Source organism: Priestia sp. YIM B13551 (assembly GCF_042787905.1).
GTDB lineage: Bacteria > Bacillota > Bacilli > Bacillales > Bacillaceae_H > Priestia.
Genome location: NZ_JBHZOX010000003.1, coordinates 463,785 through 485,441, shown reverse-complemented (window position 1 = coordinate 485,441; position 21,657 = coordinate 463,785). Strand labels below are relative to the sequence as shown.

18 protein-coding genes are annotated in these 21,657 nt (G+C 39.3%); 4 read left to right on the top strand and 14 right to left on the bottom strand.

Annotation, left to right across the window (positions count from 1 at the left end; translation table 11 throughout):
* Positions 1-67 precede the first annotated feature (67 nt).
* The 4 genes from ACFX4N_RS19445 to ACFX4N_RS19430 form a co-directional block, all read right to left on the bottom strand.
* Entirely contained in the window at positions 68-532 is a 465-nt protein-coding gene (locus ACFX4N_RS19445) for a CBO0543 family protein (protein WP_377262117.1), read from the bottom strand.
* A gap of 108 nt (positions 533-640) precedes the next feature.
* Complete coding sequence (locus ACFX4N_RS19440; protein WP_192100553.1) at positions 641-2,050, bottom strand: sodium:solute symporter family protein; 1,410 nt, start codon at positions 2,048-2,050, stop codon at positions 641-643.
* 64 nt (positions 2,051-2,114) lie between these two features.
* A complete protein-coding gene (locus ACFX4N_RS19435) occupies positions 2,115-3,431 on the bottom strand; it encodes an aspartate aminotransferase family protein (protein WP_057274446.1) in 1,317 nt (438 codons plus the stop codon).
* Between the two features lie 73 nt (positions 3,432-3,504).
* Positions 3,505-4,875, bottom strand: coding sequence for a sigma-54 interaction domain-containing protein (locus tag ACFX4N_RS19430; RefSeq protein ID WP_377262114.1), 1,371 nt, complete (start codon positions 4,873-4,875; stop codon positions 3,505-3,507).
* A 190-nt stretch (positions 4,876-5,065) separates the two neighbouring features.
* On the opposite strand from ACFX4N_RS19430, the gene ACFX4N_RS19425 reads away from it, so the two are divergent.
* The 4 genes from ACFX4N_RS19425 to ACFX4N_RS19410 all read left to right on the top strand — a co-directional run bounded on the left by ACFX4N_RS19425 (position 5,066) and on the right by ACFX4N_RS19410 (position 9,615).
* Positions 5,066-5,872, top strand: a complete 807-nt coding sequence (locus ACFX4N_RS19425; protein ID WP_328126130.1) for a MurR/RpiR family transcriptional regulator — start codon at positions 5,066-5,068, stop codon at positions 5,870-5,872.
* Between the two features lie 22 nt (positions 5,873-5,894).
* On the top strand, positions 5,895-6,722 hold the full coding sequence (locus tag ACFX4N_RS19420; protein WP_192100551.1) for a GNAT family N-acetyltransferase: 828 nt from the start codon (positions 5,895-5,897) through the stop codon (positions 6,720-6,722).
* Entirely contained in the window at positions 6,719-7,828 is a 1,110-nt protein-coding gene (menC, locus tag ACFX4N_RS19415) for an o-succinylbenzoate synthase (RefSeq protein WP_328126128.1), read from the top strand. The genes ACFX4N_RS19420 and menC overlap by 4 nt, the downstream gene beginning before the upstream one ends.
* Before the next feature lie 431 nt (positions 7,829-8,259).
* Positions 8,260-9,615, top strand: a complete 1,356-nt coding sequence (locus ACFX4N_RS19410) for an arsenic transporter (RefSeq protein ID WP_013055776.1) — start codon at positions 8,260-8,262, stop codon at positions 9,613-9,615.
* Between the two features lie 527 nt (positions 9,616-10,142).
* On the opposite strand, the gene ACFX4N_RS19405 is transcribed toward ACFX4N_RS19410, so the two are convergent.
* The 10 genes from ACFX4N_RS19405 to ACFX4N_RS19360 all read right to left on the bottom strand — a co-directional run bounded on the left by ACFX4N_RS19405 (position 10,143) and on the right by ACFX4N_RS19360 (position 21,487).
* On the bottom strand, positions 10,143-10,346 hold the full coding sequence (locus ACFX4N_RS19405; protein ID WP_016766443.1) for an IDEAL domain-containing protein: 204 nt from the start codon (positions 10,344-10,346) through the stop codon (positions 10,143-10,145).
* A 49-nt stretch (positions 10,347-10,395) separates the two neighbouring features.
* On the bottom strand, positions 10,396-10,563 hold the full coding sequence (locus ACFX4N_RS19400; protein ID WP_013055774.1) for a Fur-regulated basic protein FbpA: 168 nt from the start codon (positions 10,561-10,563) through the stop codon (positions 10,396-10,398).
* A 262-nt stretch (positions 10,564-10,825) separates the two neighbouring features.
* On the bottom strand, positions 10,826-11,668 hold the full coding sequence (locus tag ACFX4N_RS19395) for an aldo/keto reductase (protein WP_274588836.1): 843 nt from the start codon (positions 11,666-11,668) through the stop codon (positions 10,826-10,828).
* Positions 11,669-11,850: 182 nt separating this feature from the next.
* A complete protein-coding gene (locus ACFX4N_RS19390; RefSeq protein ID WP_328126126.1) occupies positions 11,851-15,165 on the bottom strand; it encodes an Ig-like domain-containing protein in 3,315 nt (1,104 codons plus the stop codon).
* A gap of 216 nt (positions 15,166-15,381) precedes the next feature.
* On the bottom strand, positions 15,382-16,257 hold the full coding sequence (locus tag ACFX4N_RS19385; RefSeq protein WP_328126124.1) for an N-acetylmuramoyl-L-alanine amidase family protein: 876 nt from the start codon (positions 16,255-16,257) through the stop codon (positions 15,382-15,384).
* A gap of 196 nt (positions 16,258-16,453) precedes the next feature.
* Positions 16,454-16,918 (bottom strand): C40 family peptidase, encoded by a 465-nt coding sequence (locus ACFX4N_RS19380; protein WP_013055770.1) that lies wholly within the window; start codon positions 16,916-16,918, stop codon positions 16,454-16,456.
* A gap of 331 nt (positions 16,919-17,249) precedes the next feature.
* Positions 17,250-17,429 (bottom strand): YfhD family protein, encoded by a 180-nt coding sequence (locus ACFX4N_RS19375; RefSeq protein ID WP_013055768.1) that lies wholly within the window; start codon positions 17,427-17,429, stop codon positions 17,250-17,252.
* A 337-nt stretch (positions 17,430-17,766) separates the two neighbouring features.
* Positions 17,767-19,038 carry a cation:dicarboxylate symporter family transporter gene (locus tag ACFX4N_RS19370; RefSeq protein ID WP_028407730.1) on the bottom strand — a complete coding sequence of 424 codons (1,272 nt, stop codon included), beginning with the start codon at positions 19,036-19,038 and terminating at the stop codon, positions 17,767-17,769.
* A 216-nt stretch (positions 19,039-19,254) separates the two neighbouring features.
* A complete protein-coding gene (locus ACFX4N_RS19365; RefSeq protein WP_025749615.1) occupies positions 19,255-20,178 on the bottom strand; it encodes a response regulator in 924 nt (307 codons plus the stop codon).
* 1 nt (position 20,179) lies between these two features.
* Positions 20,180-21,487: an ATP-binding protein gene (locus tag ACFX4N_RS19360; RefSeq protein ID WP_335440206.1), complete on the bottom strand. Its 1,308-nt coding sequence runs from the start codon at positions 21,485-21,487 to the stop codon at positions 20,180-20,182.
* Between the last annotated feature and the right edge of the window lie 170 nt (positions 21,488-21,657).

The window sequence follows — 21,657 nt, the reverse complement described above, 5'->3', positions numbered from 1 at the left end:
TTTAGTTTACTCCTGCTTGATAGATGTTGTCTAGATTTGTGCATAAAAAAACAGATAAAAAGCTGAACTATAGCTTTTCATCTGCTTTTTTGACAAGACCAGCTAACCCCCTGATTGTCAGCAATGTAAAACTAACACTTGCAAATGTATGAAAGATGGTCCACTTTTTCCATTTAAACAGATTGCTATTTCTCTCTAAATACCACTGACTGATACTCATCGGCACACTCCACACTAAGCTTTTTAGTAAGATTGCAGGAAGCTTGTCTTCATAAGATTGTCTAACCCAAATCATACTTAGCAAAGGGAAAAACAGCAGATCGTATAAAATATTAGTTGAAAAAATGCGAGGATACGGCCGAACAGGGTATTTGATTCGATTCGTGTTTACAGCATAAGCATCAATAAGCGTGGCTAAAATCCCTTTTGCAAAAAAGACAATCAGCATTTCTTTAAATTTCGGTTTTTTTACAACAAAAGGAAAAAGAACTGTACACAACACAGTTAGCCCTTTTAGCAGTGTTCGTTCCATTTGTAACACTCTTTTCTTTGTCAATATCCATTAGTATGTACGATTACTGTAAAATAATAAGCAGGAATATAAAAAGCTTCTCACCGTAAAGGAGAAGCCTTTCTTTTCTTATTTTACATCTTCGCTTACCGGCTCTTGGTCAGACAGTTCTTTGTTTCGAGCCATAACCGCAAATCCAGCCATTATAATAATGCTGCTTGAAATTCCGTATAGGATTGGCGTGGTAGAAGAAAGTCCTTCAATCAATAGACCTCCAAGTACTACTAGTATACTGACAACAATAGCTGAAACCCCTGCTTTTGGATGAATGTCTTTCCAAAACAGCGACACAACAAACGGAACAAAAATCGCTCCTGATAAAATGGCATACGCAACGTCTAAAGCGACAAGCACGTCTTGAATCCAAAGAGCAAAAATAATAGCAAGCACGCCAACAATAAGCGTATTCACGCGCGTTAAAATTAAATAATTTTTCTCTGAAATATTTTTAAGCCACACTTTTTTAATAATATCATTACTAATCAGCGTAGAAGACGCAAGCAGCGTTCCTGAAGCAGTTGACATCAGCGCCGAACAAACGCCTGCCAGTACGAGACCTAATAATCCTTGAGGCAGGATTTGAACTGCAAGCGTCGCAAATATGCTTTGACTGCTTTCTGCGTTTGGCAGCAGCAAATACGCACACATTCCAATTACACTTCCGGCAATCGCGTAGGCAATACTGTACACGCCTGCAAAAATGGAGCCGTTTCGCGCAATTTTTTCTGTTCGCGCCGTGAATACCCGCTGCCAAATATCTTGAGATACTGCCATACCAAGCGTATATAGAAGGAAATACTGAAAGATTTGACCATATCCAATGGATGAAAAATCAAAATAAGATGATGGCAAATCTCCGGCAAGTGCTTTAAAACCTCCGGCTTCTGAGACACTCATTGGAAGCATAAATCCAAAAATCGCCACCGTCATCACAACAAATTGAATAATATCAGTAACCGTTACGCTCCACATTCCGCCTAGAATCGTATAGAACAGAACAATCGAACCGCCAATTAACATCGAGGCCGTCATGTTCCATCCAAGCAGCGCATGAATGATCGTTCCCATTCCAATCACTTGAGTGACTGATACCATGAGTGTATAAATAGCGGCAACAACGGCGCTGATAATTTGCGCTTGAGCGTTATATCTTTTTCCTAGCAGTTCGCTGATAGTCTTCACTTTCAACGACGAGATCCGCTTAATAAAAATCGTGCCAAGCGTAATGATTCCAAGTCCAATCATCGTCACAAACCAAATGCCAGACAGCCCGTGCTCATAGCCAAGCTGAGCCGTTCCAATCGTCGACGCTCCGCCTAAAATAACAGCAGACAAACACCCTAAATACATAAACATCCCTAAGTTTCGTCCGGCTAAAATAAAATCTTCTGATGACTTTGCTTTTAACGAGCCAATAATACCAGCTACAACCAATACGCCAAAATAGACAAACATAACCGTCATATCCAGTCCGTTCATAACAGATTCCTCCTTATTATGGGTCAATCTATCTTTCAGTGAAACAAAGAGCTTCCTAAAAGCTTTAGATCACGTGAAGACTTGTGATTTCTGTCAGTGCTTCGTCTAGCACGCGAAGCCCGGCGTCAATTTCTTCTTTTGTAATCGTTAAAGGAGGAATCATTCGAATCACTTCTCCGCTATTTCCGCAAAGGTAAAACAGCACCCCTTTTTCCAAACATTTGTCTAAAATCTCAAGAAGAAGATTTCCGTCACCTTGCTTTGTTTTCGGATTAATAATTTCAATTCCAATCATTAGTCCTACTGAACGAATGCTTCCGATAACTTCATGCTTCGCCTTTAAATGCTGAAGCTGATCCGCTGCATATTTCCCCATTGCTTTTGAATTTTCAATCAGCTTTTCTTCTTTTAATACGTCCAACGTCGCAAGCGCTGCTGAACAAGCAATGGGATTGCCTCCAAAAGTGGTTCCGTGTGTACCAATCGGCCACTTTTCCATTAGCTGTTTGGAAGCTACGGTAGCACTTAACGGAAGTCCTGATGCTATGCCTTTTGCGATTGCCATAATATCAGGCGTCACGTCAAACGTTTGAGCTGCAAACCACTCGCCGGTGCGTCCGAATCCTGTTTGCACTTCGTCAAAAATAAGCAGAATGCCGTGTCTGTCACACACTTCTCTTATTTTTTGCAGCCACGCTTTCGGAGGGATCACGTAGCCGCCTTCTCCAAGAACCGGCTCTACAATCATGCACGCTACTTCTTCCGGCGTGACTTGATGCTTAAACAAAGTGGCAAAATCTCTTTCCAGCTTTTCTACGCAGTAGATTTCCGGATCTTCTCCTTTTGGACACTGAGTCACATCTGCATAAGGCACTTGATACGTTAAGCCTGATGGCTGAAGAAATTTTCGGTATTTGCTTTTTGATGTTGTCACACTAAGCGCTCCGAGAGAACGGCCGTGAAAACAGCCCATAAACGAAACCGTATAAGGTCTTTGCGTAACGTACTTTGCCAGTTTTAACGCTCCTTCAATTGCTTCGGTTCCGCTGTTGGCAAAGAAAAAGCAGTCCAGGCCTCTTGGCAATACTGTTTTTAATTCTTCCGCCAGCTGTAAAATGGATTTGTACATAATCACACCTGACGGGCCGTGCATAAGGTGATCAACGCTTTCTTTAATCGCTTGTACAACTTTAGGGTGACGATGACCTGTATTCGCTGTTGCAATACCTGATGTAAAATCTAAATACGTTTTTCCGTCAGCTCCGTAGTAGTAGCAGCCTTCTGCTTTTACCACGGGTAAATTAGGGTGATCTTTCGCCATGCTTGGTGCTAGTAAATCCGGTAGACTGTTCATTAACTGTGTAAGTGATGCCTGCGTCATCTGACTTCCTCCTCGCAATCTATCAAGTAATGTGTTTGTACTTGTTTTACATGCAAAGAGCGTGCCAAATACGTTAAAAAACAGAATGTTTTTTTAATTTTCTAACAACTGAAGGCTGACTGATTCCAAGTGCTTCCCCTATTTCTGTTGTCGTTTTGTACTGTTTTTTTGCTTTTACTAATATCTCTTTTTCCAGCTCGTTTAATGCGTCATTAAGCTTCATTTCCCCATGTTCTTCAACGTGCTGAATCCGTTTTTTTCTATGCAGAGAATGCGGCAAATGCTCCATTGTAATCAGCGTTTGTGAAGACACAACCACGGCGTGTTCAATCACATTAATTAACTCTCGTACGTTTCCTTTCCACTCATGTGCAAGCAGTGCGTGAATAACCGCGTTATCAAACGTTCTTTTTCGGTTGTATTTCTTTTCAAACTGCTCGGCAAAATGTGTGAGCAGCGGAAAAATATCTTCGGGGCGCTCGTTCAAAGATGGAATGGTAATCGGTACGACGCTTAAACGAAAGTATAAATCCTCTCGAAACTCTTTTTCAGCAACGGCTTTTTCCAAATCTTTGTTCGTCGCTGCAATTAAGCGAAAGTCCACGGTTTTAGGCTTTCTTCCTCCAACGGAATAAAACTGTTTTTCTTGAATGAGCTTTAAGATTTTTACTTGATGCGCCGGTGACAGTTCTCCGACTTCATCTAAAAAAAGCGTACCTCCATCTGCTAATTCGACCAGTCCCACTTTTCCATTTTTAGATGCACCGGTAAAAGCACCCGCTTCGTAGCCAAACAGTTCAGCTTCAAATAAATGATCTGGAATCGCCCCGCAGTTCACTTCAATAAACGGCCCTTTGCTTCTTGTACTTTTGTTATGTATCAGCTTAGCTAAGTGCGTTTTCTCTACTCCTGACTGCCCTAAAAGTAAAATATTTACGTCTACATTCGAAACGTGAACAGCCGTACGAAGAACCTGCTGCATCTTTTCGCTGTTGCATACAATTCCTTCAGTTGATAGGTTTTGGTTTCTTAGCAGCATAAGCTCGCTCTTTACACGCTGCATTTCGCCTTCCATCGCATCAAGATATGTTTTCATTTCCATAAGCTCCGTCACATCATGAGAATAGCTGACGATTCTTTTAATCTCTCCTTTTTCATCTTTGACAGGAATGCCTGTAACGAGCACTTGCTTGCCTTGTTTAGTTGTTTGTACAAGCGTAATTTTCTTCTTTGTTTCAAGCACAATTGGCGTGACGATTGGCGTAAACAACCCTTGTTTTTCAAGCTCATAAACAGACTTTCCCAGCAGTTTTTCAGCTTTTACATCGTAAATGTTTCCCGTTCCTTCATGTATTCGGACAATGATGCCTTTTTCATCCGTGACAAGCAAATCATCTTTTAATGAATGAAGGATCCACTGATTTTCATTCCATTCTGAATTCATGTATGCTCCCCGCTTTCTATTCATTTTTGAATAAAACAAAATTCGTTTTTGAATACGGCATTTATTTTTGAATAATCAATTTATTATATCACAAGGGTTTCTTTTTATTTTGAAACAGCAATTGAAATGAAGTTAAAAATGCATTAATATATTTTTATGAAGTTATAACTTCTTTTTTTTAGGAGGCTATATGAAGCAATCATTTCAAGAATTAATTAAACATAAATTCCCTGACCTTTCTCGCGGTCAAAAAAAAGTAGCTGAGTTTCTCGTTAATTTTACGGAAAAAGGCTCGCTGTACACGGCTGGGCAAATTGGCAAAGAAGCAGGTGTCAGTGAAACAACCGTTATTCGTCTAGCTTACGCACTGGGGTTAAATGGTTTTTCCGATTTGCAGGAGCTAATGCGAAAAGAATGGCTTTCTTCTGCCGAATCAAAAGAATCAGCTAGCAAGCCTGCAGCTGATTCTGCAGCGGAAGAAAAGAAACCTTTTAGTGAATGGCTTTCCCCTGTTGACGAAAAAGAATTATCTCAAGCTGTAGATGCGCTTATCAAAAGTGATCAAGTGTATATTGCAGGTTTCCGTGAATCTCATACGGCGGCTTACTGGCTGTATTATAAAATGAATCAGCTTCGCAATCATGTTCTTTTATCTTTTCCAACAGGATTTTTGCTTGAAACGCTATGCAATCTTACTAGTGAATCTGCTGTTGTTGTATTTTCACTGCCGCGCTATACAAAAGAAGCGCTCGAAGTAGCTCAGCAGGCTAAAAAACAAGGAGCGAAAGTAATTGCCATTACAGACCGCCGTTTGTCTCCGGTAGGCCAAATGGCTGATATCACGCTTTTAGCCGGAACAACCGAACATATTTTATCGCTTCTTGCCCTATCTCAAGTTGTAATTAGCAGCATGCAAAAAAGAGATGAAAAAACGGCTGGAAAACGACAAGAACACTTGGAAAAACTCTATGCCGAGCAAGGCATCTTTTTAGAATAGATAATAGAAAGGAAGTAAACAAATGACTGAAGCCTTAACGATTCGTTCACTTACAACAACCACTGAACTAGAAGAGGTACGCGCATTAGAAAGCCGCGTCTGGGGAGAAGAAGAAGCCACGCCTGTCCATCAAACCTTGACCGCTGTTAAAAATGGAGGTCTTGTTCTCGGTGCGTTTCTAAATGAAAAGCTGATTGGCTTTCAATATAGTTTTCCCGGGTTTGACGGAACGTGCGTCTACTTATGTTCTCATATATTAGCAGTTGACCCTGCCTATCGCAGCATGGGTATCGGTGCCAAGCTTAAGCATGCGCAGAGACAAGAAAGTAAAAAAAAGGGTTATTCATATATTAGCTGGACGTATGATCCTCTAGAAAGCGCCAATGGGTATTTAAATATTGGAAAGCTTGGAGCCGTTTGTTCTACGTATATTGAAAACTGCTACGGAGACATGAACGATCCGTTAAATGCTGACTTGCCTTCTGATCGATTCGTTGTAGAATGGGCATCCGCAGAAGATACAAAACGAGCTCAGCCTCTTTATACGCCAGAACAAATAATGGACGCATCGCTCATTCAATGGACGTTAACGGATGAAAGGTTTCCTTCTGTTACAGATATGGATGAAAAATGGTTGGATCATGACGTCGTGTCTGTAGCTATTCCGTCTGCTTTTCAGCAAATGAAAGAAGCTTCTCCTTCTCTTGCATTGGACTGGCGTATGCGTACAAGACGCGTATTTCAAACGTGTTTTGCAAAAGGATTTGAAGTAACAGACTTCATGAAGCATCCAGAGAGCAGCGCACCCGTTCATTTTTATATTTTAACGAAAAAAGAGGTGCAAAAATGAACATAAAACACGTCATTTTACGGCATTTAAAAATGGATTTACTTCATCCGTTTACCACAAGTCTTGGAAAAGAAGTGGATCGAGATTTTATTTTAGTAGAAATTCAAGACGAAGACGGACGATCCGGCTGGGCTGAATCCGTAGCGTGCGCGGATCCTTTTTATAAAGAAGAAACGCTCAAAACAAACTGGCACATTATGGAGGATTTTTTAATTCCCTTGCTTCAAGAGAAAGAAATTCAGCACCCTGACGAAATATCTCAACGCTTTGCTCATATTCGAGGCAATTACATGGCAAAAGCGGCGTTAGAAGGCGCTGTTTGGGATTTGTATGCGCGCAGGCAAAACCTCTCTCTATCTAAGGCGCTAGGAGGCAGTAAAAGTCAAATTGAAGTTGGTCTTAGCGTTGGCATTCAGCCTACGATTGACGAAACGCTTCGAAAAATTGAAGCCGGCTTGAATGAAGGATATAAGCGGATCAAAATTAAAATTAAGCCGGGCTGGGATCTTAACTTGACGCGCGCAGTTCGAAACGAGTTCCCTTCTATTCCCCTGATGGTTGATGCGAACTCTGCTTATACGCTTGCAGATGCTGATCACCTTGCTCAGCTTGATGAGTTTGATTTAATGATGATTGAACAGCCGTTGGCTCATGATGATTTAATTGATCACGCTGAACTGCAGGCCCGCATGCGCACGCCCATTTGCTTAGATGAAAGCATTCATTCAGCTGAAGACGTTCGAAAAGCTATTAAACTTGGAAGCACACAAATTATTAACATTAAAATTGGACGAGTAGGCGGACTAACAGAAGCCAAAAAAATTCATGACCTTTGTCAAACTCACGGTGTGCCCGTATGGTGCGGTGGCATGCTGGAATCAGGTATCGGACGAGCACATAATATTGCCATTACCACACTTGCTAATTTTACGCTTCCCGGAGATACGGCCGCATCATCTAAATACTGGCCGCGTGATATCGTTCATCCGGAAATCACGGTCGACAACGGTATTATTTCCGTTCCTGATACACCAGGCATCGGCTACGAACCTGATCACGATCAGATAAAAGCGCTAACTTTACACGAAAAAGTCTATACTTGCTAATCTTAAACAGACTGGAACAAAAGTATGTTAGCTGAAGGAAAATCCGAACGATGAATGGTTCGGATTTTTTTATTGATATGGTGAGCGTAGGTTTCATGTATATAGTGGCTTTTATCTGTGCAAGACGAAGACTCCTGCGGGACAAGCAGAAAGAAAAGGCTGGCATGGAAATCAACAGCAATATAAAAAGCAATGCCTACTAGCTCCTTTATCCAATTGATTTCTCTTTAGATTAGATGGGTTTAGTTATGTCCCAGCCTCTTTTTTATAGGCTCCTCTCCCGAGATGATACGTGCCTTGGCAAGATAAACAAACATATTAGCAAAAATGGTCTTATGCACAATCCTTCTAGTAATAAATGAATATAAATAGAGTGTAAGGGACATGCAAGGGTATATTCATTACAAATTTTAGAAGAAAGGAGCATACTGATGAATATTGAAATTGGAATTGCCATTTTCGTGTTTACAATGACAATGCTCGTCATTTTTTGGAGGCCAAACGGCATCAACGAAGCATGGCCGGCATCCATAGGAGCAGCCATTATCCTACTTACAGGGATTGTATCCAAATCAGACATTGTTGATATTTTCGGAAAGATAAGCGGCGCTTCTATCACCATTATTGCCACCATTGTTATGGCCGTCATATTAGAAAGTTTCGGATTCTTCCACTGGGCAGCTGCACGGCTAGTGAGTTTATCCAAAGGCTCAGGGTACCGATTATATTGGTACATTCAACTGCTTTGCTTTCTAATGACTTTACTATTTAATAATGACGGCAGTATTTTAATTACCACTCCAATTTTAATTCTACTTTTGAAAAACCTTCAGCTAAAACCCCACCAGCAGATCCCCTACCTTTTAAGTGGAGCGCTTATTGCTACCGCTTCCAGCGCGCCTATAGGTGTAAGTAATATTGTCAATTTGATTGCCTTAAAAATTGTTCATATGTCGCTTTATATGCACACGGCGATGATGTTCGTACCGGCGACACTTGGTTTATTATTTATGTCTTGGCTCATGTATACGGTCGTAAAACGCCATTTGCCAAAAAAACTGCCGCATGCTTCAAAAGATATAGAAGAGAGTTTCTTTACGAAACAGTTTCACCCCTTAAAAGGAAGCATTTCTGTTGAAACAAAACGTAAACGCACACAATTTATGCTGAAAGTTTTATTATTTGTGTTTGTTATGCGCTGTCTCCTATTTGTTGCCTCTTATTTCGGCATACCAATCGAATTGGTTGCTGTACTGGGCTCACTGATCTTACTTATTTGGAGATGGTATCACTTACGTACAAACCCAATTGATATTTTAAAGAAAACGCCGTGGCACATTTTTGTTTTTGCATTTTCGATGTACGTTATTATTTACGGACTGCATAACGTAGGCTTGACGGAGCTACTTGTAAAAGTTTGCGAACCAATTGTAAATCGAGGACTTTTTGAAGCAAGCTTTATCATGGGAGGACTTGTTTCCATTCTTTCTAACTTGTTTAACAATCACCCCGCCCTAATGGTCGGAACCATTACCTTGACTGAAATGGGGCTCGATCCTATTACTCTTAAAACCATTTATCTTGCTAATATTATTGGAAGTGATATGGGCTCGCTTTTATTGCCGATTGGAACACTGGCTTCTCTTATTTGGATGCATATTTTAAAAGAAAATCATATCAAGGTAAAATGGAAAGATTATTTAAAGGTATCACTTATCGTTATCCCGCTTACCACCATCGTTACTCTTTTCCTCCTGTTCTACTGGGTTCAGCTCATTTTTTCTTAATACTGATTTACAGGACGGATTGTACTCTTTTGAAGCTTACAGTCCGTCAGAAACAAACAAATGTCTCTCATAAAAACCAACTATATTTTTCTATTGTTTTTTATAGATACACATTCACCCAATAAAAACATTTTTTTACATTCACTAATTATTTAGAACAATTTAAAAAGAAAATCAATAAATATATTGAATCGAATTTCCTTCATGTGATAAGATATGGTTATATTGTTACTTTAACAATACATAGAGCGAATGAATTAGAAAATATGCAGTTGCATAGAACTTTCTAAACCCCACACGCAACATTTAGAGAGTGACATTCATTTTCTCAGTAACACCCATACCTTTCTGAAAAGAGTGAGTACATTAGACTTGCTCTTTTTGTCTGTTCAGTGATAAGGTTCATTTCTTATGTGAGGCCTTCGTTTACAATAAGACAACAAAAAAACAGGTAACTAAGCATGCCGCTTCTTACCTGTTTTTATATGCTAAAATGATAAAATCAAATTCTATCGCGCGAACGCCCTCTACGAAATTGATTTTAATTCTTCAATTAATTGAAAAAATTTTTCTTTGTTTCTTTCTTCTAATGTTTGATCGACTTCACGTAAAATTTGATCTCTTCTAAAATCTCGGATAGCCTTATTTAATACCATTTTAGCAAATATAGAATCGAGGATATCCATACGGATGGGCTGCGAGTCTGTCGGGTGCTTTTCGATATAAATCAACTCCTATCCTTTCCTCTATTATAACAAATTCTAGCAATGTATCAAAATTTCATCGGGATATGCGCTGTTGTGAAATAGCTTCGTATTCTGTTTCTAGTTCTTGAAGCGTAAGCTCATATAGCTGCTTGTTTCCTTTTTTATAAACCCCTGCATCCAGCAATAAATCAATCATTGATGTTTTTTTACATTGTATGTGAGAGTAAGCTTGTTTTGTCATCGTTACACCGCCTATTTTACACTTAAAAATGAAATGATTTCTCTATCTTTCACGACCTTTCTTTATCATACGGCCCGTCCTTTAGCTTACTGTGAAGAAAATGTTAAATTTATGTAATAATGCATAAAAAGAGGCCGGGACAAAACAGATGAAGCTGTATTCACCATAACAAAAAAAACGAACCACTCATCAAACTAGTTGATCAATGGTTCGTTTTTCACCTGGGCTAAAATACTTTTTTCCCAGCCTCTTAGTTCTTCTATTAAAAATCAAAGTTGTCCGGATCTGGACCTACTCGGTGATTTTGGTTTAATTCATTAATTTTACTTACGTCTTCAGCATCCAATTCAAAATCAAATAACGATGAATTTTCAACAATACGATGTTCTTTTGTCGATTTTGGAATCGTTACAACTCCGTTTTGCAGATCCCATCGCAGAATAATTTGAGCAACTGATTTACCGTGCTTTTCAGCAATTCCTTTTAACACATCGTTATCTAGCAATTCTCCTTGCATAAGCGGAGACCATGCTTCTAGCTGAATATCATGCTTTTGACAAAAAGCATGCAGCTCTTTTTGCGTCAAACGAGGATGATACTCCACTTGGTTAATAACAGGCTTAACATCTCCATCTTTCATTAAGTCTTCTAAATGATGAATTTGAAAATTACTTACGCCCACAGCTCTTACTTTTTCTTCTTTATAAAGCGTTTCTAACGCTTTCCACGCTTCTTTATACTTACCTTCTACCGGCCAGTGAATTAAGTATAGATCTAAATATTCTAAGCCAAGCTTTTGTAAGCTTGTTTCATAAGCAGCTAGCGTCTCTTCATAGCCTAAATCTGCGTTCCAAACTTTTGATGTAACAAAAATGTCTTCGCGTGAAAGACCTGCTTCTTTCAGACCTTGGCGAATTCCTTCTCCTACACCTTCTTCATTTCCATAAATAGCTGCCGTATCAATGCTGCGATAGCCTTTGACGATAGCTGTTTTCACCGCATTCACTAATTCAGGCCCTTCTTCTACTTTAAATACACCTAGTCCAAGCCAAGGCATTTTGACTCCGTTGTGAAGTGTGACTGTATCTTGCAAATGATTACTCATTATAAAAAACCCCCTGCTAATTTCTTTACATTTGTTATTATGAAACAGAAAAAAAGAAAAAGATAGAACCCACTTTAAAGTAAGTTAGGCACTTCAAAGTTCTAAGGTAACTTTTTAGTAACCTTCTATCCCACTTAAAAATCACTAAAAAAGAATCCTCCGCAGAGAATTCTTTTTTGTTTTTATTTAACGCTTATATTGACTGCTGAACTTGTATTTCCAGCGGCATCTTTTGCCGTCACAGCCAGCTTTACGCCTGCTTTTTGTTTTGGGATAGTTACTTTAAACTGTCCTTTGCCATCTGCTTTGCCCGATGCGATCAGCTTTGTACCGCTTTTAATCGTAATCACGGCATTTGCTTCCGTTTTTCCAGAGATAAAGGTGGACAAAAACGTAACGGCATTCACTGCCGGAGGTGCCGGCGGGGTTGTGTCTTGCACTTTTACAATTTTATACGGGCTGTATCCTACTTTATTTTGCAGCACGGCCGTTACTTCTGTTCCTGCTTTTTGAGCAGGAATTTTTACGCTGAACTTGCCGTTTCCATCAATTTTTCCGCTCGCAATAATCTTTCCGCCTGCTTTAATATAAATAGACGCATTTTTTTCTCCTGTTCCCGTTACGGCTGTACTTTTTTCAGTAAGCGTATTAACGGTTGGAAGCGCTGGTTTTGTCTGCGCGGCACTGACCGTTACAAACGTGTTGGAGCTGTAGTTATTAGCTGCATCTTTTGCGATAACAGCTAATTTTGTAGAAGCAGGCTGCTTTGGAATGGTGATGCTGAACGTTCCATCCGATTTTGCATTTCCTTTACCAATTACTTTTTTGTCAATTTTCACATGCACTTCTGCGCCCGCTTCTGTGCTTCCCATTATGACTGTATCTTGATTGCTTACAGCGTTTACTTTTGGTGTAACGGGTGCTGTTTTATCCTGCACGGTTACGGTTACAGCTGGACTTACCCCCGCTGTGTTTCCAGCCGTTACAGACAGTTTGCTTCCCGCTTTTTGTTTTGCAATCGAGATGCTGTATGTTCCTTTGGCATCCGCTTTACCAGCTGCAAGCTGAAGACTTCCGTTTTTAATGATAACCGTCGCATTTGCTTCTGCTGTACCCGTAACAGCTGTACTTCGATCACTCACTTCATTAACTGTCGGTTTTACCGGAGCTTTTTGCTTTGCTGTAACGATTACAGTCGATGCAGAGCTGTTATTTCCTGCTGCATCTTTTGCTTGTACGCTTAGCTTTGTATTCGCTTTTTGCAGAGAAATGGCAACAGAAAACGCTCCGTTTGCACCTGCTTTAGCCGTTCCCACAGTTGTTGTTCCCACTTTTACAGTAACCGTCGCATTTGCTTCTGCTGTACCTGTAACTTTTGTATCTTGGTCACTTACTGCGTTTACTTTTGGCGCAGCTGGGGCCGTTTTATCCTGTACGGTTACCGCAGTGGCTGAACTTGTTCCACCTGCATTTTGAGCTGTCACGTACAGCGTGCTTCCTGCTTTTTGTTTCGCAATTGAGATGCTGTAATTTCCTTTAGCATCTGCATTGCCTGCTGCAAGCTGAAGACTTCCGTTTTTAACGATGACCGTCGCATTTGCTTCAGCCGTTCCTTTAAGCATTGTGTCTTGATCACTTACTGCATTTACTTTTGGTGCAAGCGGTGCTTTTAACGTAGATTTAACCGCAAAAGAAGGCGCTTGACTTTCGTTTCCTGCATTATCTTTTGCACTTACCGCTATTGTTGTTCCACCTATTTGTACTGGAATTGAAACAGTAAATGTACCGTTACCATCCGCTACTGCAGAGAACGTTGCATCGCCCGCTTTTACCGTCACGGCGGCGTTTGCTTCTGTTACGCCTGTTACGGTCGTATCTTGGTCACTTACTTCATCTACAATTGGAACAGAAGGCGGCGTTTGATCCGTTACGGTCACTACTGTGGCCGTGCTTTCATTTTCAGCTGCATCTTTAGAGGTTACCGATACTTTTGTATCTGCTGGCTGCTTGGCAATCGTAATTGCAAATTTTCCAGCTTCGTCAGCAAGACCCGTTCCAATTACTTCATTTTCCACTTTTGCAATAACAGAAGCATTTGGTTCTGTCACGCCCGTAAGCGATGTTTCGTTGTCTCCTAGTGTATTAACTGAAGGTGCATCAGGCGCAACCGTATCTTTCGGTGCTTCTTGCTCCTGCTCTTTTCGCGGATATTTAGTTGTATAAAAACTTAAAAGAGTTGTTGTTGGATAATAAAAATCTAAAATTTCACGATAGTCTTTTCCTACGCTTGCCATTTTTTGAGCACCGTATTGACTCATCCCAACACCGTGTCCATTTCCTTTACCATTAAAAGTTGTTGATGTGCTTGTTTCATTTGTTTCCGTTACAAGCAGACTAAGCATCGCACGGCTGTTTAACATCGATTTTAGCTTCGTCGATGTTAAATCTGTTAATTCCAAATGATGAACCACTAGTTTTTGCGAACTGTCTACATCTCCTTTAACGAGGTAGTCCACTGTAATCGCACCTTTAGTCACACGGCCTCCTGATGAAGGAGCATAAAAACTCACCTTTGGAATAGACGTAATTTTAATGGTTTTACCAGGATGCTTATTGGCTACTAACCATGACTTCAAATTATCCGTAACGGTTTTATCTTTTTCAGAAACCGTATTCCACCAAGCGCTATAGTTAGCTAAATCTTTTCCTGTTAAATCAATTTGCGTTTTTTGAATAGCTAACGTCCACGGCGTCTGCTTATCGTATGGATCTTCTTTCACCGGGAAATAAGAAAGCTGAGTTCCTCCCCAAGCATTACTGTTTGATTCGGTTCTCCCACCGTTGCTTGATGAGAAAACGGCGTTGATTAATTTATTGTTGTATGTGACTACTTGTCCAAATGTCTCATCTACTGCTTTGTTTGTGCTGTCGTACCACGTATAGCCACCGTATACTTGATAGCTTACCGTGTCATTGATTACTTTTCCTGCATAGCTCATTGCGTATGTTCTCGCTGCTACTGCCTGAGTTTTTAAGGCTTGCAGGTTCCAAGATGTATAGACTTCATTTGGCACAACGCCTTTTAAATAGTCTTCAATCGGCAGCGTATTAACAGGTCTGACGTACGTTCCTTTTTCATTTGTAAACGCAACGTCTCCTAAGTACTGTCTGCCATTAATAGATATGGGATTTTTATAAAGAGACGGTGTAATTTCAAAGCTTGTAAAATCACCTAAGACAGTGCTTCCTTGTTTTAGAGTGACACCTTGAGTTGTTGCCGTTACCGTATACTCTGTATTTGCATTTAAGACCAAATCCGAGTTTTTAATAGTGTATAAATAAGACGGCTTAATTGTAATTGCATGCTGATCTCCTAAATAGTTTACTAATTTTACAGACACAACTGGTTCTACCGTTTCAGCTTTCACGCTAGCAAGCGGCGTGAATTGAAACAGCAGTACGCTTAGTACTAAAGCAAATGCCGTTAACTTTCTCATCTTGTTCCCCCATTTTCATGTACTGTCTAACGCATTTTAATATCCCTCGTTATATCGACACAGTTCTATAAAAATTAAAGCATTTTACCTAGTTTTCTTTCCTGCTCGTCCGTTTTTTTGTCGAAAAAATGCTTTTTTATATCATATGAACGACAAAAAAACGTGTGACATAAATCAATTGATTTAGTCACACGCTTTTATAGGTCTTTTCACCTTTTATTTTTTCATTTCTTCATATGCCGCTATACCATCTGCAATATGATTCATCAGCTTTGTAAGGTAAGACTGATCAGACAGGTTCCAGTCTTCTTCTGGATTCGTCATATACCCCAGTTCAACTAGCGTTACGGGTACAGTCGACCAGTTAAATCCTGAAAGATCACTGCGATAGCGAATGCCGTCTGCTTCGACAAACTGATCTTTTTTCACCTCTGTCAGAATAGCCTGAGATGCCTGCAGACTGCTTTGATAAATAGACTTTGTATACGAATTATCTTCTGCAGGAGTAAGCACAGAAAATCCTTTTACAGAAGCATTTTCAGAACCATCTGCATGTATACGTACGTGCAGATCAGCTTTTGAATTGTTCGCAAGCTCCGCTCGTTCCCGGTTGCTGATATCTACATTATCAGAACTACGAGTAAGCTTTACGGTGATGCCTTTTTCTTCGAGCAGCTGTTTTAATATCATAGAAGCTTCCAACGTTAGCTTGTATTCCGGCTTCTTGGTCACAACGCCTGATGTGCCTCCGGAAACTTTTATTTTCGTTTCTGCTGATCCCGGTCCGATTGGCTCCTTTTCTAGATTAGCCTGGGATTGATGACCAGGGTCAATGTAGACTAAAAAAGGAGGAGGATCCGCTTTTTCAGGCATGTTGTTTTTTACATTTTTCAATTCATTATCTGCTTCATGAGGCTGTACTCCTCGGAACTGTGAGATGGGCTGCTTCACTCTTTCTCCCTGCGCATGAGCTTTTGGTACATTTCCGCTAACGACGGCTTTCTCTGTTTGACCTTTCATCATAAAGAAAAATGAGAGTACTGCTACTATTGCAACAATACCTATTCCATAACTCCATACTAAGCGCTTCATCTTCGCTCACCAAACTTTCGAATAGAGTGGGATATTCCTTATGTTAAAGTACAAAATGTGTTAACGTTATTATCTCATAGAATATGGATTTTTTTGTATAAAACGTTAAAAAACAATATCGGCAATATGTTATGTATATGCAAACAAAAACAACACTACATAATGTAGTGTTGTTTTTCAAAAAAATGACGGATGGTTAAATCCGTTTTGCACCAATATAACGTGCTTTCCAGTAGCTGTTGCTAAGAGATGTAATCGTCACGCCTTTAGACGTAGAAGCTTGAAGAAACTGATTATTTCCTAAGTACACGCCTACATGTGAAGGACCTTTTTTATACGTTTGAAAGAAAACCAAATCTCCTTTTTGAAGCTTTGCTTTTGAAACGCTTGTCCCTACTCGATACATTTGTTCCGTTGTGCGCGGAAGTGTTTTTCCAGCCTTTTTGAAAATGTATTGAATAAATCCTGAGCAGTCAAAACCTTTTGTTGTTGTACCTCCCCATTTATAAGGAACACCAATTAATTTTTTACCAGTAGCAATAGCCGTGTCCTTGTATGAATATGACGCTGCTTCTACTGTTTGAGCAGGTGCAATAAACGGACTGGCTCCGCTAAATAAGACTGCCGCTGCCGTTATAGACCCAATGATGGCTTTTTTCATTTTTTTCCTCCATTATGTAACCGAACGTTACGTTTCTATGAACTTATTTTTCAATATGTTCGGTTTAATTATAATGAAAAAAGCCTCAAAAACTATTACGCTATGATTAAATAATGTTACAAAATGGTTACTGAGGTATTTTTATCTTGCGGTATATATAGAAGAGGTTGAGACATACCGAAATCAACCGCTAGAAGCAACTACATACCCGAAACCTACGTTTACCATCATCACAAAAAAATCCGAACGAGTTGGATTCTCCATCAAGAATCTCCATTCATCGTTCGGATTTCCCTTCAATTAAAACACTTTTGTCCAACCTCTTTTTCTCTTACTTTTCTTTTTGCTGTTTCAAAATTAAGTCCTGTTTCGCTTTAGCATCGTGATGCTGCGCTAACTCACGTGAAAATTCTTCATTTGCTTGATCCGGAGCAATTTTTAACTCTTTTGGTGTTTGAGGCAGTGACCCTTTGTTATTATGTGATGATTTGTGATTATTTGCTCTTCCCATGTTGAGACCTCCTTGTATCAATCATTTGTTTTTTATCTTTAGTTACTATTCCCAATTTTTCAAAGCAAATTCAAACGAAAAAAGATTGAGACATAACTAAATAAATTCCATCTAAAGCCGAATAAATTGGATAAATGAGCTGGTATGGATCACTTGTTGCACGGCCGTTGATTTCCATACAAGATTTCGCTTTCCGCAGGAGTCTTTGCCTTGTTCTCCAATCAACAACTAGAAGCAACTGCACAAATAAAATCTACATCACCATGAAAAAAATCCGAACGAATAATCGTTCGGATCTTTCTTCAACTACAATGCTTTTGTCCCAGACTCTTTGTTGTTACGATACTTTTTTTGTTACTTCGTTAATATAAGCTTCCTTGTCTTTATCATTAAATTGACCTTCCCACTTCGAAATGACAATCGCACCAAGTGAGTTTCCAATTACGTTTACCGCTGTACGTCCCATATCTAACAAACGGTCGATTCCAGCGATAAAAGCAAGCCCTTCTACCGGAAGTCCTACAGATCCAAGCGTTGCAAGCAGTACAACAAACGATACGCCCGGAACTCCTGCAATTCCTTTAGATGTAACCATTAAAATTAATATCAGTGAAATTTGCTGTGTGATGCTCATATCAATACCGTACATTTGCGCGATAAAAATCGCAGCAAGCGCTTGATAAAGAGTAGATCCGTCTAAGTTAAACGAATATCCCGTCGGAATAACAAAAGATGTAATGGCTTTAGGACATCCGAACTTTTCCATTTTCGCAATAATACGCGGCAATACTGTTTCTGAACTTGCAGTTGAAAATGCCAGTAGCAGTTCATCTTTTAGCACTTTTAATAAGTGGAAGATGTTAACGCCTGCCCATTTAGCTACAAGTCCTAGTACAACTAATACAAAGAAAATCATTGTGCCGTAAGCAACAATTACAAGCTTACTAAGCGGAATCAGAGACGCTAGTCCAAATTTTGATACGGTTACACCGATTAATGCAAATACGCCAAACGGTGCAAACTTCATAACTAAATTCGTTACCCAAAACATCGCTTCTGCCGTGCCTTCAAAGAATCTTAAAACCGGCTTGCCTTTTTCGCCGATTGATGCAATTCCAAGTCCAAATAGGACCGAGAAGAAAATAATTGGCAGCATATCGCCTGCAGCAATTGACTCAAATACATTCGTTGGAACGATGTGAACAAATGTTTCTACAAATCCTTTTTGCTCTGTAGCTTCTGCCGTTGATGTGTAGCTGCTGATATCTGATTTTTCAAGACCGCTGCGGTCCACACCAGTACCAGGGTGAAGCAAGTTAGCTGCTAATAAGCCTACAACAATGGCAACCGTTGTAATGATTTCAAAGTAAAGAATTGTTTTTCCGCCTAATTTACCAAGCTTCTTAATATCACCAACACCCGCAACGCCCACAATGATACTAGATATAACAATCGGCACCACGATCATTTTAATTAAATGAATGAATACGTCTCCAATTGGCTGGAGCACCTCAACTGCTTTAGGATTTCCGTAAAAAATAGCCCCTACAATAATACCTGCAATCAAACCAATTAGAATTTGTCCTGCTAATCCAAGCTTTTTGAACATATCTTTGCACCTTCCTTCTTTTTTCTAACAGCTTGAAGCTGTTTATTTGCACTTAATGTATTCAACAGATACAATTCCATTAAGAACTGTTTATTAAGTAGTTCTTTTATTCATAAGATTACATTATCACAGGCATCACAAAATCTAACAAAAACCTACTGAAACTAACAAAAAGTTTTTAGAAAATTACAAAATGAAAACGCTGTAGTTTTTTTACTACAGCGTTTGTTTGACTTCATAATAGAGCATTTGGATAAATTTTTTTACGTTTATACGACTCGGAGTACTGCTTTTTCCCGTCCCTTTTTCTATATCTCTCATGCGCTGATGCACCATTGAAAAATCGAAAAACTTAGAAGCATAATTTTCAAATTTAGGATTAAAGAAGTCAACCATACCAAGAGAGGTCAAATGATTTAAAGACTGATAAATGGCTCTTCTTACTCGCTGCTCGGCTGCTTTCATTTCTTTTTGCAACACGTCTTCTGAAAAAGATGAACCAAGCTTTCTCACAGTAATTTTCTCAAATATTTCTTTGAGAGACGGAAAATGCTGTTCATACATCGTGCTTTTTTCCGTTTGATGCAAGTAATTGATGATTTCAATCAAATCTTTACTTCCGCTTTCTCCTAAAATACCAAGTTCTCTTAAAAGAAACCTGCACGCTTCTGCCGGATCGCTTTCTTTTTTACCAAAAGAAGGCGTTTTTTGCTGATTTCCTACATTAAGTACGGTATTTAACGATTCTTGAATTTTCTCCATTGATTGTTGAACATGAATTCGTTCAATTACTTTTTGAATGACCATGAGCACTTCCATACGATTGAGCGGTTTTGTAATATAGTATTCAATGCCAAGAGAGTAGGCTTTTCCAATCAAATCTTTCGTTTCTACTTGTGACATCATAATAATTTTCCCTTTAAAACTATCCTTTATTTTGCGCACGGTTTCGATTCCATCTTGAATGGGCATTAACAAATCGATAAATAAAATATCGATCTGTTGCAATAGAGAAAACTGATCGTTTAACACAATCCCGTCTTCTGCTTCTCCTATAACCTCCCCTAGATCATTATCTTCAATGATTTCAGCTAACATTGAACGAAAGACTTCGTCATCATCTATAATATAAAATCGCATATTAGTCCTTATCCCCCATTAACGTAGAAATAGGTAAATCTATAGCAAATTGAACACCGGGGCTTGGAGACAGATTAATAAACTGAATATTCCCTCCCAGCTGCTCGGTCATTTGCTTAACGTAGACAAGCCCAAGACCCGTAGAAGGTGTCCCGTCCTTTGCGTATTTGGATGTAAATCCCGCTTTAAAAATGAGATGTTCATGCCTTTTTTTCACGCCGGGACCGCTGTCTCTCACATACAGTAAGATTCGGTCTTCTTCTCGGCATACGTCGATAATAATCGTCCCTTCTTTTTCAATTGCTTCAACTGCATTCGTTACTAAGTTGTTAATTAATGACAAAAATAAGTACACGTGATAGCGAGAGTGTTCTCCTAGAATGGAATATGAAAAATGAATATCTTTTGCTAACATTGCCGCATATTTTTCATTGCTGCGCATGACGATTTGAAGCAGACTTTCGATTTCCATATACTCAGAAAATTCTTCTTTTGTAATGACCTTGGACAGTCCTGCTGATATCCGCTGATTGTCTTTTTTAATATCATGTACTTCTCCTGCAATTTGTAATGCTTTTTGGCTAAATTCGTGCAGCGAAGTAAGCTGCTCTATATTCGCTTCGTGTAATTCTTCATATAAATCATACGACTTTTTCGTAATTCTCTCAGCGTCCTGCAGCGTTTTTTTCAAATGAATGGATTCCTCATATAAATTTGAAAGCACAACAAGCAGCTGATCATTTTTTTGAGAGATTTGTCGTTCTCTCAGCTGCCCTTCGTAAAGTTTGATCATGCTAAACAGACATAAAACAAAGAAACTTCGAAAGACGCCTACAATAAAAATTTGCATGAACTCCGGAAACACAATGTGATGATGAACCATCACATACATAAAAAACAATTCCATTCCGCCTGAAACCGTTTCGATGATGATACTCCATATGCCAATAATCCACGGCTTTGAATGAAAATCGTTAATTTTAAACCACGAAAAAGAAATTGCATAAACGAGATAATAGACCCCTGCTGAACACCTGATCTGCAACGAATGAATAAAATCAAATGATTCGTAGCTATACCAATCAAGCCACATCCGAAAACCCACTATAGCACCAGCAACTAAAATACCTGGTATAACAGGAGAAACTCTTCTTAAAAGCAGCAGTGAAAAGAAAAAAATGGGCACAGCAAAGCTAACTCTATACGTATCATGAAAAGGATAATATTTAAGCTCTCCTGCTAGCGGCACAACGACTATCATCACCAGAATGAGTAAAACATCTTTTTTTACTACCGTATCAACTTTCATCGTTCACTTCCTGCACTTTTTGAACATAAGTATATAGTTTAGCAATCTAAAAGACAATCGCTCTTCCCCATATTTTTTTGCATTCCTACTTCCATTTATAAATATAGCCCATATATAAACGGTTATTTATTCTCTTTCATTATTCTCTGTAGTTTTTTAGATTTTCTTGT